At 32.3% G+C, this 14582-nt stretch carries 17 protein-coding genes and 1 pseudogene; 4 read left to right on the top strand and 14 right to left on the bottom strand.

What is annotated here, in order from left to right; genetic code table 11:
* The 7 genes from V5784_RS08695 to V5784_RS08665 all read right to left on the bottom strand — a co-directional run.
* On the bottom strand, positions 1-109 hold a 109-nt coding region (locus tag V5784_RS08695; RefSeq protein WP_336888161.1), incomplete at its 3' end, for a GTP-binding protein.
* A gap of 139 nt (positions 110-248) precedes the next feature.
* Positions 249-2327, bottom strand: a complete 2079-nt coding sequence (gene fusA / locus V5784_RS08690) for an elongation factor G (RefSeq protein WP_336888637.1) — start codon at positions 2325-2327, stop codon at positions 249-251.
* Between the two features lie 67 nt (positions 2328-2394).
* Positions 2395-2865: a 30S ribosomal protein S7 gene (gene rpsG, locus V5784_RS08685; protein WP_336888636.1), complete on the bottom strand. Its 471-nt coding sequence runs from the start codon at positions 2863-2865 to the stop codon at positions 2395-2397.
* 31 nt (positions 2866-2896) lie between these two features.
* On the bottom strand, positions 2897-3265 hold the full coding sequence (gene rpsL, locus V5784_RS08680; RefSeq protein WP_336888635.1) for a 30S ribosomal protein S12: 369 nt from the start codon (positions 3263-3265) through the stop codon (positions 2897-2899).
* 200 nt (positions 3266-3465) lie between these two features.
* Positions 3466-4026: a cytochrome c biogenesis protein CcdA gene (locus tag V5784_RS08675; protein WP_336888639.1), complete on the bottom strand. Its 561-nt coding sequence runs from the start codon at positions 4024-4026 to the stop codon at positions 3466-3468.
* Between the two features lie 168 nt (positions 4027-4194).
* Entirely contained in the window at positions 4195-4695 is a 501-nt protein-coding gene (locus V5784_RS08670; RefSeq protein ID WP_336888634.1) for a TlpA disulfide reductase family protein, read from the bottom strand.
* A gap of 130 nt (positions 4696-4825) precedes the next feature.
* Positions 4826-6727 (bottom strand): ABC-F family ATP-binding cassette domain-containing protein, encoded by a 1902-nt coding sequence (locus V5784_RS08665; protein WP_336888638.1) that lies wholly within the window; start codon positions 6725-6727, stop codon positions 4826-4828.
* 131 nt (positions 6728-6858) lie between these two features.
* On the opposite strand from V5784_RS08665, the gene V5784_RS08660 reads away from it, so the two are divergent.
* The 4 genes and pseudogenes from V5784_RS08660 to V5784_RS08645 all read left to right on the top strand — a co-directional run bounded on the left by V5784_RS08660 (position 6859) and on the right by V5784_RS08645 (position 8861).
* Positions 6859-7101 (top strand): hypothetical protein, encoded by a 243-nt coding sequence (locus V5784_RS08660; RefSeq protein ID WP_336888633.1) that lies wholly within the window; start codon positions 6859-6861, stop codon positions 7099-7101.
* A 224-nt stretch (positions 7102-7325) separates the two neighbouring features.
* Positions 7326-7448 (top strand): annotated as a pseudogene (locus tag V5784_RS08655) (biotin synthase BioB); the annotation flags it as partial.
* 24 nt (positions 7449-7472) lie between these two features.
* Positions 7473-7823 carry a hypothetical protein gene (locus tag V5784_RS08650; RefSeq protein WP_336888632.1) on the top strand — a complete coding sequence of 117 codons (351 nt, stop codon included), beginning with the start codon at positions 7473-7475 and terminating at the stop codon, positions 7821-7823.
* Positions 7824-8024: 201 nt separating this feature from the next.
* On the top strand, positions 8025-8861 hold the full coding sequence (locus V5784_RS08645) for an outer membrane protein OmpK (RefSeq protein WP_336888631.1): 837 nt from the start codon (positions 8025-8027) through the stop codon (positions 8859-8861).
* Between the two features lie 68 nt (positions 8862-8929).
* Here V5784_RS08645 and V5784_RS08640 read toward each other — a convergent pair whose 3' ends face one another.
* From V5784_RS08640 to V5784_RS08610, 7 genes are all read right to left on the bottom strand, one after another.
* Positions 8930-9121: a hypothetical protein gene (locus tag V5784_RS08640; RefSeq protein ID WP_336888630.1), complete on the bottom strand. Its 192-nt coding sequence runs from the start codon at positions 9119-9121 to the stop codon at positions 8930-8932.
* Positions 9093-9431, bottom strand: a complete 339-nt coding sequence (locus V5784_RS08635) for a hypothetical protein (protein ID WP_336888629.1) — start codon at positions 9429-9431, stop codon at positions 9093-9095. The genes V5784_RS08640 and V5784_RS08635 overlap by 29 nt, the downstream gene beginning before the upstream one ends.
* On the bottom strand, positions 9428-9697 hold the full coding sequence (locus tag V5784_RS08630; protein WP_336888628.1) for a hypothetical protein: 270 nt from the start codon (positions 9695-9697) through the stop codon (positions 9428-9430). The genes V5784_RS08635 and V5784_RS08630 overlap by 4 nt, the downstream gene beginning before the upstream one ends.
* A gap of 221 nt (positions 9698-9918) precedes the next feature.
* Positions 9919-10119, bottom strand: a complete 201-nt coding sequence (locus V5784_RS08625; RefSeq protein WP_336888627.1) for a cold-shock protein — start codon at positions 10117-10119, stop codon at positions 9919-9921.
* Positions 10120-10311: 192 nt separating this feature from the next.
* Complete coding sequence (locus V5784_RS08620; RefSeq protein ID WP_336888626.1) at positions 10312-10782, bottom strand: GNAT family N-acetyltransferase; 471 nt, start codon at positions 10780-10782, stop codon at positions 10312-10314.
* Between the two features lie 680 nt (positions 10783-11462).
* Complete coding sequence (locus V5784_RS08615; protein ID WP_336888625.1) at positions 11463-12530, bottom strand: Xaa-Pro peptidase family protein; 1068 nt, start codon at positions 12528-12530, stop codon at positions 11463-11465.
* Between the two features lie 203 nt (positions 12531-12733).
* Positions 12734-14371: a dihydroxyacetone kinase subunit DhaK gene (locus V5784_RS08610; RefSeq protein WP_336888624.1), complete on the bottom strand. Its 1638-nt coding sequence runs from the start codon at positions 14369-14371 to the stop codon at positions 12734-12736.
* Between the last annotated feature and the right edge of the window lie 211 nt (positions 14372-14582).

Below are 14582 nucleotides of genomic sequence, written 5' to 3'. Positions count from 1 at the left end.
ATAATACTTTTGAGATTGCTGCTGTCGTTGTTGTCTTTCCATGGTCTACATGACCTATTGTTCCAATATTTACATGTGGTTTACTTCTGTCAAATTGCTCTTTTGCCATTGTTAAAGCCTCCTAAAAATTTTAATTTATTTCTTCAAATTACCCTGAAACGTCCAGAATTTCTAGGCGTTCAGCTGTTATAGTCATTAATAATAATATTAATTCAAGTGTATCTCTCTATTTTATAGAAAAAGAAATATTAGTTTCTTTCTTCTACGATTACTTTTTGAACGGCTGCAGGAACTGCTAAGTATTTCTTGAATTCCATTGCATAGTTGGCTCTTCCTTGAGACTTAGATCTTAAGTCAGTTGAATAACCAAACATTTCTGATAATGGTGCTTCAGCCTCTATGATTCGAGCTCCAGCTCTTTCAGTCATTCCAAGAACAACTCCTCTTCTAGAAGAAATGTCACCAATTAAGTCTCCCATGTACTCTTCAGGAGTAGTGATTTCTATTTTGAAGATAGGCTCAAGTATAACTGGATTACACTCTCTAGCTGCCTTTTTCATTGCCATTGATCCTGCAATTTTAAATGCCATCTCGTTCGAGTCAACATCATGGTAAGATCCATCATATAATACAACTCTAACATCTTCCATTGCATATCCAGCGATAATTCCACCTTCAAGTGCTTCTTTACAACCTTTTTCAACTGCTGGGATATATTCTCTAGGAACTGATCCACCAGAAGTTTTGTTTTCAAATACAAATCCTTCACCTGGGTTAGGATACACTCTGATCTTAACGTGTCCGTATTGTCCTCTTCCACCTGATTGCTTAGCATATTTCATCTCAGTATCAGTTTCAGTTGTGATAGTTTCTCTGTAAGCAACTTGTGGTTTACCTACGTTTGATTCTACATTAAATTCTCTCTTCATTCTCTCAACCAGGATATCTAAGTGAAGTTCACCCATTCCAGAGATGATAGTTTGTCCTGTTTCTTCGTCTGTTTTAACTCGGAAAGTAGGATCTTCTTCAGCAAGTTTACCTAAAGCAACACCCATTCTTTCTTGGTCAGCCTTTGTTTTTGGCTCAACAGCAACGGAGATAACTGGTTCAGGGAATGTCATTCTTTCTAAGACAATAGGATTAGATATGTCGCACAAAGTATCTCCAGTTGTCGTATCTTTAAGACCGATAGCTGCAGCGATATCTCCACTATAAACCATATCTATTTCTTCTCTTTTGTTTGCATGCATTTGTAAGATTCTTCCGATTCTTTCTTTTTTACCTTTTACAGAGTTCAATACATATGAACCTTTAGCTAAACATCCAGAATATACTCTGAAGAAAGATAATCTTCCTACGAATGGGTCAGTCATTATTTTAAATGCTAACGCAGAAAATGGCTGGTCATCTCCAGGTAATCTTTCCATTTCAATACTTTCATCTTTCATGTTTGTACCTTTGACTGCACCGATATCTACTGGTGAAGGCATGATGTCAACGATTAAGTCTAATAATGGCTGAACTCCTTTATTTTTGAATGCAGTACCACACGTTACAGGAACGATTAGGTTTGCAATAGTTGCTGTTCTTAATCCAGCTGTCAATTCAGCAGCTGTGATATCATCACCGGCAAAGAATTTTTCCATTAATACGTCATCTGTCTCTACGATAGATTCAATCATGAATTCTCTTGCAACTTTTGCTTCTTCTAATAAAGATTCTCTGATATCTACTATTTCCATATCTTGACCATCTACAGTATCTAAAGGCCATCTATGTTCTTTCATCGTAATTAAGTTAATGATTCCTTCAAATTCATCCTCTGCACCAATCGGTAATTGTACAGGAACTGGATTAGATCCTAACTTTTCTCTGATGTCACTTACACACATCTTGAAATCAGCACCTACTCTGTCCATCTTATTAAAGAAAGCCATTCTAGGTACATTATACTTGTCAGCTTGTCTCCAAACCGTTTCAGATTGTGGTTGTACTCCATCAACTGCAGAGAAAACTGCAACTGTACCGTCTAATACTCTCAATGATCTTTCTACTTCTACAGTGAAATCCACATGTCCAGGTGTATCGATGATGTTTATTCTATGTTCTCTCCAGAAACAAGTTGTTGCTGCTGAAGTGATTGTGATTCCTCTTTCTTGCTCTTGCTCCATCCAGTCCATTGTAGCTGCACCATCATGTACCTCTCCAATTGAATGAGTTACACCAGTAAAAAGTAAGATTCTTTCCGTAGTAGTAGTCTTACCGGCGTCGATATGAGCCATAATTCCTATGTTTCTAGTTTTATCTAAAGAAACTTTTCTAGCCATTAGGTATTCCTCCTCGAACTTTATATATATATATATATGAAAAACTAAGTTAAAATTAACTTAGTTTTTACCACTTGTAATGTGCGAAAGCTCTGTTTGCTTCTGCCATCTTATAAGTGTCTTCTTTTTTCTTGATAGTTGCACCTTCGCTGTTAGCCGCTGCGATTAATTCGTTAGCTAATCTTTCAACCATAGTGTACTCTTTTCTAGCTCTTGTGTGAGCTGTTAACCATCTTAAAGCTAATGCTTGTTGTCTAACTGGTCTAACTTCTACCGGTACTTGATAAGTAGCTCCACCAATTCTTCTTGATTTAACTTCTAATGCAGGTTTGATGTTCTCGATAGCTTTCTTGAAAGTTTCGTATCCCTCTTCACCTGATTTTTCCTTTATTAAATCCATAGCTCCATAAAAAATAGACTCTGCTAAAGATTTTTTCCCATCTAACATGATAGAATTTATAAATTTAGTTACAATTTTATCTCCATATCTTGAATCAGCTAAAACGTCTCTTTTAACTGCTGCTCTTCTTCTTGACATATTATTTTGCACCTCCTAATAGTTTAAATTATTATCCTTTTTTCACTCCGTATTTAGATCTTGATTGCTTTCTATCTGCTACTCCTGCAGTATCTAAAGCTCCCCTGATTACTTTATATCTTACACCTGGTAAGTCTTTTGTTCTTCCACCTTTTAAAAGAACGATTGAATGTTCTTGTAAGTTATGTCCGATTCCTGGAATATAAGCAGTAACTTCGATTCCGTTAGTTAATCTTACTCTGGCAACCTTTCTTAAAGCTGAGTTTGGTTTCTTTGGTGTAGAAGTATAAACTCTTATACAAACTCCTCTTTTTTGTGGGTTTCCTTTTAATGCTGGTGATGTTTTAGAAGACTCTAAAGTCTTTCTTCCTTTTCTTATTAATTGGTTAATAGTAGGCATCTTTACCCTCCTTTTCTTTTTTTTCTCATTATCTAAATAATTTGAGAATTAATTTATTTCACAACTAGATTAGTATATCAGAATTTCAAAATTACGTCAATACTTTTTCGATATAATTCTAATAAAAACAAGGCTAGAATTGCGAACCACCAGGTAGTGTGGTCTTTATTAAATAAGGGCTGGAATATTTACCCCAGCCCTTAAAAAATATTTTTAAAAAATTCAAAAATTTCGTCCCTAAATCCCCAACTGAGAAATATTGTCATCTTGTTTAGGGCCAAAAGTGTTCCCATTATAATGAGAATTACTCCACTCAATTTTTCTGAAAATAAAAAGTTCTTCTTTATAAAATCCAATTTATTACTTCTATCTATAAATAATGCAAAAATCAGAAATGGTAGTCCCAGTCCAAAAGTATATATCCATATATACAGCATCCCTATCCATACGGTGTCGGCACTTGTTAGATATGACATCACTGTAAATAGAACCGGTCCCATACAGGGTGTCCATCCAAATCCGAAGGCAAACCCGAAGAGATAAGATGTTCCTATATTTTTTCGTACAAAACTAAAATTTATTCTTTTTTCAGAGTACATCTTAGTTATTTTAAAAACTCCTATCATATGCAGACCCATTATTATTATAATTCCACCAAAAACCATATTTAATATATTGTTCCCAATAAGTCTACTGGCAAGATTTGTAAAATTAAAAAGTAATATCTGCAGGGCTGAAAAAGCTGTTCCAAATCCAAGTATAAAAATAGTGTGTGAAGGATAACTTTAAATTTTTGCTTACCTCCATGTTTCTCTTTCAGTACTATTCCACTTATATATGAAAGGTAACTAGGTCCAAGGGAATTATACAGGGAGCCAAAAAAGTTGCCATCCCAGCAAGAAAAACTATCAATATATTTATCTCCATATCTACCCTCTCTCACCTACTAGCAGTTCTTCCAAATCCTCTATCTTTAGCTGACTCCAATCTAAAGATCCATGGATCCTTTCCAAAATTATCCCGTTTTTATCTATTATATAGGTAGTAGGTACCACCCTTATTAAAAATTTTCTAGATAAAGTTTGTCCCTTGTCAAAATAGTGGGGGAAATCCACGGGATTATCTATAAAAAATTTATTTACCGATTCCCCGTCGTTGTCCACCATTATGGATACTACATTCACCTTGTCTTTATTTGCATTATAGAATTTATTTAACAGAGGTTTTTCCACCTTACAAGGGGGACACCAGTTAGCACCAAAATTATATATAGTAATCTTACCTAAATATTTTTCCGAAGTCCCTACTTCTTCACTTTTAGTATTATACAATTTCATAATAGGAAACTTATCTCCCGCTTCCAATCCTTCTTTTGTACCAAAAGATAGAACACTGACTAATAACAATAATATCAATATTAATTTCTTCATTGATTCTCCCCCTTTTTTGTCACGAATTACACGGATTATCTCAAATGAATTTAAAGTATTCAACGCAGAATTTACTAAGCTATAAAGAGTTTTGTTATTCATATCCTTAGCATCATGGCGGCAAAAAATCTTAGAATTCTTTTAGGGTTTCTAACTCCTCATTGATCTCTTCCCATTCATCCATCTTTACCATGATTTCTTCATCCATCTGATCCAATTCTATCTGTAAATCCATTAATCTATCTATCTCATTTTTTATTCCGGCTTCGTTATGTAATCCCTCGATTTTAACTCTCTTTTCCTCTAGTTTTTCAATTTCTTTTTCCACTACTGCAAATTTCTTCTCCAGATTAGATGTCCTGTTTTTCCTTCTTTTTTGTTCTTCATAGTCTGTGTTAACTTCCTTCTCTCTTTTAGGCTCGGTAGATTTTTTCATGTATTCCTCATAGTTTCCATCAAATACATTACTCCCTGTAGGAGTTATCTCATATATCTTATTTACCACACTTTCTAAGAAATGTCTGTCATGGGATACAACTATCAGAGTCCCATCGTAATCTTCCAATGATTCTTCCAAAATTTCCCTTGCATAGATATCCAAATGATTTGTAGGCTCGTCCATTATTAGAAAATTAGGTTTGTTCAAGATTAATTTCATCAAAGCAATCCTCGATTTTTCCCCACCACTGAGGTCGTTTATACTTTTAAAAATTTCGTCTTCTGAGAATAAAAAACCACCTGCAAGTGTTCTTGCCTCCTCTTCCGACAACGGATAGTTATACATGAGTTCCTCTAAGATATTTTGCTTCCCCTCTAAACCTGTATGATTTTGATCATAGTATCCGATATCTAATTTTTCTCCTAATTCTACTTTTCCAGAAGTTTGCTTTTCTAGATGATTTATTATCCTAAGTATAGTCGATTTACCTACTCCATTGGGTCCCATTATTCCTATCTTATCTCCGCGATATATATCTAGATTTATATTTCTAAAGATCTCTTTTTCTCCAAAAGCCTTAGATAAATTAGTTATTCTCACTACCTTATCAGTAGAAACTCTTTCTACTTCAAACTTTAATTTTATCTTTCTCATTTTTACAATAGGATCTCCCATCTTCTCCATACGATCTAGGAGTTTTCTTCTACCCAATGCCTGTTTAGTTTTTATTCCACCCATATATTTGGTGATATAATCTTCCATTTTTTTTATCTTATCTTGCTCTTTTTCAAACCTTTTTACAGCTCCTGTTAGATACGCCTCTTTTTGAATTGTATATTCAGTAAAGTTTCCCTTATATAAGTTTATAGTTTTACTCTCAATTTCAAATACCCTGTTGATTACATTATCCAAAAAATACCTGTCATGAGAAATCAAAATAAAAGCTTTATTATAAGAATTTAAGTATCTCTCTAACCATTCAATTGCGCTTAAATCCAAATGATTTGTAGGTTCGTCTAATATCAATAATTCCGGTTCATCTAATAATATTTTCCCCAAAGCTACCCTTGATTGCTGACCTCCACTAAGATCATCAACTTTTTGTTTCCATAGATGTTCAGGGAAATTTAGACCATTCAAAATCTGTTTCACCTTATATTCTACTACATAACCCTCTTCTTGTTCATACCTTGTATTTAGTTTTGCTAGCTCTTCCATGATACTATCAAAATTTTCCATATCGGTGGCTAACCTTTCATTTAATAATTGGATTTTTTTGTAGTCCTCTTTTAGATATGAATACACACTCATTAACTCATCAAATACTGTGCTTTCTAAATCTAAATCAAAATTTTGAGACAGATAACCAATCCTTAAATTCCCCTTTTTTCCTATCTTTCCCATTTGTTTAGTTTCAAAACTCTCATCATGGGTCTCTATTCCCATAAGGATCTTTATCAGTGTGGTTTTCCCAGCTCCATTAGCTCCTACCAATCCTATCTTATCCTTTTCATCTATTGCAAAGTTTATCTTTTTTAATAAAGCTTCCCCTGTAAACTGTTTCCATAAATCTGTAACACTAAGTATCATAATTCTCTTTCTCCCTTACCCTTTTTAAGTATTTATATTTTTATCCCATTATATCATATAAAATTTAGGTTTTTATTATTTTTACGCCTATGTTATAATTTCTTTATAAACTAAATAAAGAATGGGAGATAATTATGAATATAAGAGATTTTATTGATAGAGAGGTTACATATGAAGAAGCTATGGAACTCACTAATATCCGTGGTAGCAAGATGATGGAATTATTTGCTGTAGCCAACGAAATAAGGGAAAATATTGTGGAAATAAGATTCATACCTGTACTATATCCAATGCAAAATCAGAAAGGTGTGAGGAAGACTGTAAATTTTGTGCTCAGTCAGCTCACTATAATACTGATATTACTAGTTACGAACTAAAAGACAAAGAAACTCTTTTAGATGAATATACTAGAGCCGAGGATTTAGGAAGTTCGAAATTTGGATTAGTTACCTCTGGTAGGAGTATCAATAAAGATACAAAGGAATATAGTAATATAAAAGAATTTTTAAAAGCAGCTAAAGCTTATGATAAAGATGTAGAACTATGTTGTTCTATAGGGTTGTTATCCAAGGAGGAACTATGAGAATTAAAGGAAGCTGGGATCACTAGATTCCACAGTAACCTGCAAACATCTATTAAGTCATATAATAAAATAGTAGCTACAACCCACAGTATAGAACAGCGATTAAAAACCATAAAATCTGCTAAAGAGATAGGCTTAGACGTATGTAGTGGGGGAATAATCGGTATGGGAGAATCTTGGGAAGACAGAATCGATATGGCATATACCCTAAAAGAATTAGGAGTAGATGGAATTCCTGTTAATATCTTAAACCCTATTCCTGGAACTCCTCATGGAGATCGTAAACATCTGGCTATGGACGAGATCTTAAAAACTATCGCTATCTATAGGATAATATTTAGAGATAAAGTCATCAAAATAGGTGCAGGTAGGGAAGGTATTTTAAAAGACTTTATGGGAATGGCATTTATGTCTGGTGCTAACGGAATGTTAGTAGGAGGATATCTTACTATGAGAGGTAGGAGTGCCCAAGAAGATTTTAAGTTTATTGAAAATATAAAAAAAATGTGGAAATAATAAAAATGGAAATTCGTAAATTACGAATTTCCATTTTTTTACTTCATCATGTTTAATCTAAAAATATGTACTTATTACATTTAAACCAACTCATAACTTTTTTATTTTCTTTACATTTATTAAAACTATAGTAATAGCTTTATTAGTTATTTAAAAAAAGGCTGTACAATATTAACGTTTTATTTTTTAGGAGAAAATGATATGAGAAAAGCATTATTAGGATTAACTTTATTAACAACTGGTCTGGTTGCCAGTGCAGAACATTATTTTCAAGATGTAAATAAAAATGATAACTTATTTTTTAATTTTAAGATTATGCACGGACAAGGTCAAAAAAATCCATTTAATAACCAGGATGATACTTATTTAGAGGTAGAATTTGGTGGAAGAAAAGGAATTCTGGATCTGTATGGTTATATAGATTTAAAAAACTTTACTGGTTCTACAGATAACGATTCTTATGGTGGAGATAACTTCTTTGCAGAGATCAAACCTAGATTCTCAATCGACGGAATGACAGGAAAAGACCTATCAATCAGACCATTCAAAGAATGGTATATCTCTACTTGGATCAAAGCAGGAGATAGCGGTAAATTCGGTGGATTATGGCATAATGGTATTGGTCTAGGTACTGATGTAGAAGTTCCTTGGTTTGGAACTACTGGATTAAGCTTATTATCTACATATAAGAGAGAAGATTTTGGTTCTAATGGAGAAGGTAAATGGGACGGATACTCACTTCAAGGGAACTGGTTTAAGCCATTACACTTCTTTGAAAACGGATCATTCGTATCTTACCAAGGATATGTAACATATGATTTCGGTACCGATGAAGTTGACGAAGATCCTGGAAGAACTAAAGATTCATTACAATGGTACAATGGAATCTACTGGCACAACTCTGACTGGGCAATCGGTTATGGGTTAAAAGTATATAACAACATGGCTAATTTTGACGATGGTTATGAAAATGCTTTTGGACAAAATCAAGGCGCTAGTGGTGTCAGACACTACTTCGATATCGGGTATAAATTCTAAATATAACTAATTGATCTACATAGATATAGCAGAAAGGGTGATTCGTTGAATCACCCTTTCTTTAGTTTTTATCTGAATATCAGGTCCATTACTTTCATTTGGATTAGATAGACCATATATTTCATCTTGTCTGTTATTCCATACCTGTCTCCACCAATTTCAATGGGATTTTCTTTTATGAGCTCACCAGATCTTGCCTTTCTCAACAACTCAAACTCTTCTCTATCTGCTTTATAGATATTTTCCTGTTCTGTAGTCAATATCAATTTTTTCTCCATCTCCTGTAAAGGCTATTGCCTCATATTGATTAACCCTAAAATTCCATTTTAACGGGTGATAATACACTTCCCCATCCAAAAAATTAGTATTTTTTTTATTCCTTTTAAACATATAGATACCTTTATAGCTATTGAAAACCATGGTCATCTCATCCCATGATATCTCTGCACCAGTGACTGCATCCATATAGTTCGAAGCTCTAGATCCACCTAAAAATTTAAATTCACCTATATAGTCTAGAATATTAACTCTTCTTGTATCGATGTTTTTCTCCATCAAACGGCAAATCATAGTTTTCCATACTCTTTATTTAAAATATAGATACTCTTATCAGCATAAAATACAGCTTCATTGTTTAGTTCTTCCCCACCAAAGAATCTAAATGTTATCTTATCTATACCATTTTTTTCTACTTTTTTCTGCCCTAACTTAGGTTCTTTAAATCTATATAAAACAAAAATTTCATGAATAAGGTTATCCCCAGTAACTGCCACAATTAAGTTTCCATTTTTATCCTTGGCAATATCACCCCAATCTAGATTGGTTACACCGTCCAAAAATACTTTGTGATGTTCCCTTCCATTAGTAGGTTTTATTTAAAAAAACTCAAATGCTAAACTTGTACAAAGGTTGTTTAATAAAAAAGAACGTAATGTTACAGACAGGTAAAATTCTATGTTTAAAAAATAAATCACCAGTATTATCTCCCTTACGTCTATAATTTCTTAGATAATAAAAAAGCGATAAGATTGTGACCTTATCGCTTAATTTCAGTTAATTATAAAACTTCAATGTTTGAAGCTTGAGGACCTTTTGCACCTTCAGTTACTTCGAAAGTTACTTCTTCGCCTTCTTTTAAAGTTTTGAATCCTTCTTTGTTGATTTGAGAGAAATGTGCGAAATAATCATTTCCATCTTCACCTTGAATAAATCCAAATCCTTTTTCTTCGTTGAACCATTTAACTGTACCTTTTAACATGTTGTACCTCCGTGTATTTTTTTCAGATAGAATCCTAGAATCCATTAAATACAAACACACTTTGGTGTTATTAATGAAAGTTCTGCTTTAAGCCATCTGTTTCTTCAATTAAGTATATTCTATTTATAATCTTTTGTCAACACTCTCTATGTCAATATTTTCCTATGTTTTTCAACTTATTTTTTTTAGAAATCATCTTATTTTTTTTGTATAAATTAAGTGCTCAATACCATTACAATTTTTCTTTTCGCTGAATAAAAACCCAAAATTAAGAAACATATTTTTAGAGATATCATTCTCTTCCAAAATATACGCTAAAATTAATTTTATACCAGATTTTTCAAATTTTAACTCCTTGATAGATCTCTCTATAAAGGCTCCTCCTAAACCTTTCCCTCTATTTTCTTTATCTAAATATATACTGATCATAGATATCTCGCCATCTATTTCATACCTTATTTGACCTACAATCTTTCCCTTTAGGTTTTTAATTACATAGATAAGATAATAGGGTGATTCCAACCAAAATCCATACCATTTCTTATGCTTTTCCCACTCCGATTTCTCTGAATTAGGAGAATATTTTTTTACAAATTTCCTGTGGAGTAGATTATATATTCCGACAATATCGTCTTTTTCTGCCTTACTTATTATATAATTCACTTCCAAAATAATCTCTCCCTTAAATTTTATTATCCTAATTATACCATACTTATTTTTACTAACAAAGAAAGGCTTATTCTATTGGAATTAGATTTTCTATTATTTTATACTATAACCTGTGAACTAAATACTAGAAAAATTTTAAATATATCACAGATTTTTAAAAACCTAAACCTTCACAACTAAGATCCCAAAGGAAAACTAGGAAGCTTTCTAAAAAATCATTTTTTCTTGGTTTTAACCTAAAACTAATATCTGCGATTATTAGAGCCTCTTCCGTATATGTCTCTAAACATCAGCTTCCTATTGCCTTTTTGTCTCCATTAGTGTCATTCATAACTAGTTTTAATTTATTTCTCTGGGGAATTCTTTTTTCTCAGTGTCCAAATTTATTTATTCCATGGATTAAAAAATTTATTTATTCCACTGATTGATATCTTGGGATTTTAAAAAGATGACTCCTATAGAATACAAAAATCATCTTTTAGCTACCAAAATTTAAATAAGCCTTTTTTCAAAATATACTTGACAAAGGTTACAATTTATTTTTTCTACTCCCTTTTTCTAACTGTATTTTTTCCTTACTCGAGATCTCTATTGAATCTCCAATAATCTTATAAGACTTTTTCTCTATAAAATCCACCAACTTTTTATACATTTTTTACTATATGTTTTTTTATTTATTTTATTATAATTAATTCTTTAGTTGTATTATTCAAGATCTCATATCCATCTTTTTTTACCACTACATCATCTTCTATCCTTACTCCTCCAAATCCATCTATATAAATTCCAGGCTCAATAGTAATAACCATATTTTCTTCTAGAATAAAATCTTCAGCCTTTCTAGATACATTTGGTAGTTCATGAATTTCTAAGCCTATCCCATGTCCTAATCCATGCCCAAAGTTTTCACCATATCCTTTTGATGTTATATGATCTCTCGCAATCTTATCTAATTCTCTAGTGCTCATTCCTACTTTCACTTCATCTATTGCTTTTAACTGGGCTTCTAAAACTGTGTTATATATCTCCAAATGTTTCTCGCTAGGCTGATCTCCAAAATAAACTGTTCTTGTCATATCAGAAGCATATCCCTTATAAAAACATCCAAAATCAAATTTTATAAACCCATTTCTGTCTATTTTTTTCTTGCTAGCTACCCCGTGTGGCATTGCTGATCTGTAATTAGAAGCAATTATTGTATCAAATGATGGTCCCTCTGCTCCTAATTTTTTCATCTCATATTCCAACTCGGTTTTTATATCATTTTCTACTGCTCCTTCTTTTATTAAAGGAAGTATCTTTGCAAAAGCTTTATCAGCTATGTCTGCGGCTTTTCTAATATTTTTGATCTCTGCCTCTGTTTTTACCATTCTAATTCTAGTAAAGCTATCACCTAATGGTACAAATTCTAATCCTTCGAACTTTTCTATATAGCCATTGTATTCAGCTAAACTTACATTTTGATCTTCTATCCCCAACCTCTTTATATTTTCTTCCTTTAAAATTTCATTGATCTTGTTTGTAGCCGGTCTTTCAATTACAACCACTTCAAATCCAGTAGGAGCTACTTCATCATTGGCTTGAGCTACGTATCTAAAATCAACAAGAAAATATTTTCCTTTTTTAGTTGAGAGAGCTATCCCTGTTGACCCTGTAAACCCTGTAAAATACCTCAAATTTACTAGATCTGTTATTAATATCCCGTCTATTTTTTTTTCTTCCATAAGTTTTTTTAACTTCATTGTTCCCTCCTGTTTATTCTATTCTCGTTTATAATATTACATCATTATGAGATTTATAGCAATATGAAAAAAGAGGAGTTTCGATTATTATGTGCCTCAGCATTCCTTTCCCTAAGATGTTCGATTAAAATTGACAATTTAGGAAACAAAAGAAATCCAATAAAATTTTGGATTTCTTTTTGTCTTAATTTAATGTGAAAAAACTATTTCCTCAATGAAGCAAATATGTTTTCTATCGCCAATGCACCTGGATCTTTTATACCATTTAAATTTTCTTCATTAACATATGAAGACCGTCCTGCTCTTGCTTTTAACATTTTCGATGTTGAATCAGCTCCAATCTTAGCCTCTTCTATAGCTTTATTTATTCCATATTTTTCTAATGTTAGCAATGCAGGTTCTAAAGCATCAATCATTGTGCAGTCTCCTATATTAGCTCCGCCAAAAAATTTCATTTGTTCTAACCCTTTAAGCAATGACTTATAGAGATCTTTTGTAGCATCATATTCGACTCCTGAAGCAGTAAAGAATATAGATAATAATACACCACTAGATCCTCCCATAACAACAGCCAATTTTTCTCCTATTACTTGAAATAATACTCCTAAATCATCTAAGGGAAAATTATTTTTTCTAGAATGATTTAAAATTTCACTTGCTCCACTTTTAAATGTAGATCCAGTATCTCCATCTCCGACCAAACTATCTAATCTATTGAGTTCTGTTTCAGAATTAATTATAGCGTGACATATCACTTCTACAATTTCTTTTACATTTTTATTTGTAGTAGCTGTATATTCTATATTTGTTGTGAACGTTTGTAATGGTTCAGCTTTTATTAATCTTTTAGGTGTGATTCCTGTCCATGATTCTACTTCCACCTCACTTTGTAATGCTATTAATATATCCTCAGTCAATTGTATTGAGGATATAGAAAAACCTTTCATATCCATAGATGTCATATAAGCACTAGGTCCTATAAAATAATCACATGAATTAAAGAATTTTTCTTTAAAGATATCATTTGTAATTAAATTCATCTCTAGAGGTGATATTCCACCTAAATTATTGATTAGTATTGCATACTTTTCATCTTTAGAATTATGTTCTTCTAATTTTCCCATAAGCTCTCTACTCAATTCTTGGGCTTGTATATATTTTAGTAAGTTTATTCCTGGTTCACCATGAATACCTAAACCTAATTCAGCTTCTCCCTCTTTGATTCTATCTGTATAATTTACTCCTGGAATTCTGCAGTTAGTTATAGCTACACCTATTGTTGCGATTCTTTTGTTACATTCTTCAGCCATTTTTTTAACTTTTTCTAATGAAGCTCCTTGTTCTGCATAATATCCCGCTACTTTATGAATGAAAAGAGTACCTGCTAGCCCACGAGGTTGATCTGCATTTTCTATTGCAATATCTTCCTTTACGATTACTACTTCTACCGGTATTCCCATTTTTTTAGCTCTTTCTGCGGCTAAACCAAAGTTTAAACGATCTCCAGTATAATTTTTTACTATGAGTAAACAACCTACTTTTCCAGAGACAGATAATATTGCATTTAATACTGCATCTATACTAGGAGAAGCAAATATATCTCCACAAACAGCAGCGGTTAGCATTCCTTTTCCTACAAAACCTGCATGTGCTGGTTCATGACCTGACCCTCCCCCAGAAATAATAGATACTTTATTTTTATCTATATTTTTTCTTGAGATTACTCTTATATTTTCCCCGAGATTTAATTTAGTTAAATTATTATATTTGTTAGTTGCTAATAAACCATTAATTGCATCATCTACTATAGTTTCTTTTTCATTAAAAAATATTTTGTTCATAAATTATATTACTCCTTTTTTTAAAAAGGTAGAGTCCTTAAACTCTATCTTTTTTTTATTTTTTTAGTCGTTTTCCCAGTTTTGCGATCTAGTTACAGCTTTTTTCCACCCTTTATACATTGTTACTCTTTTTTCTTCTTCTAATTTAGGCTCATACAATCTATCTAAGTTCCATCTTTCTGTTATTTCATCTTTATCGTTCCAGAATCCA

The organism is Psychrilyobacter sp. (genome assembly GCF_037132775.1).
Lineage (GTDB): Bacteria > Fusobacteriota > Fusobacteriia > Fusobacteriales > Fusobacteriaceae > Psychrilyobacter.
This window is presented reverse-complemented; position numbering and strand designations above follow the sequence as displayed.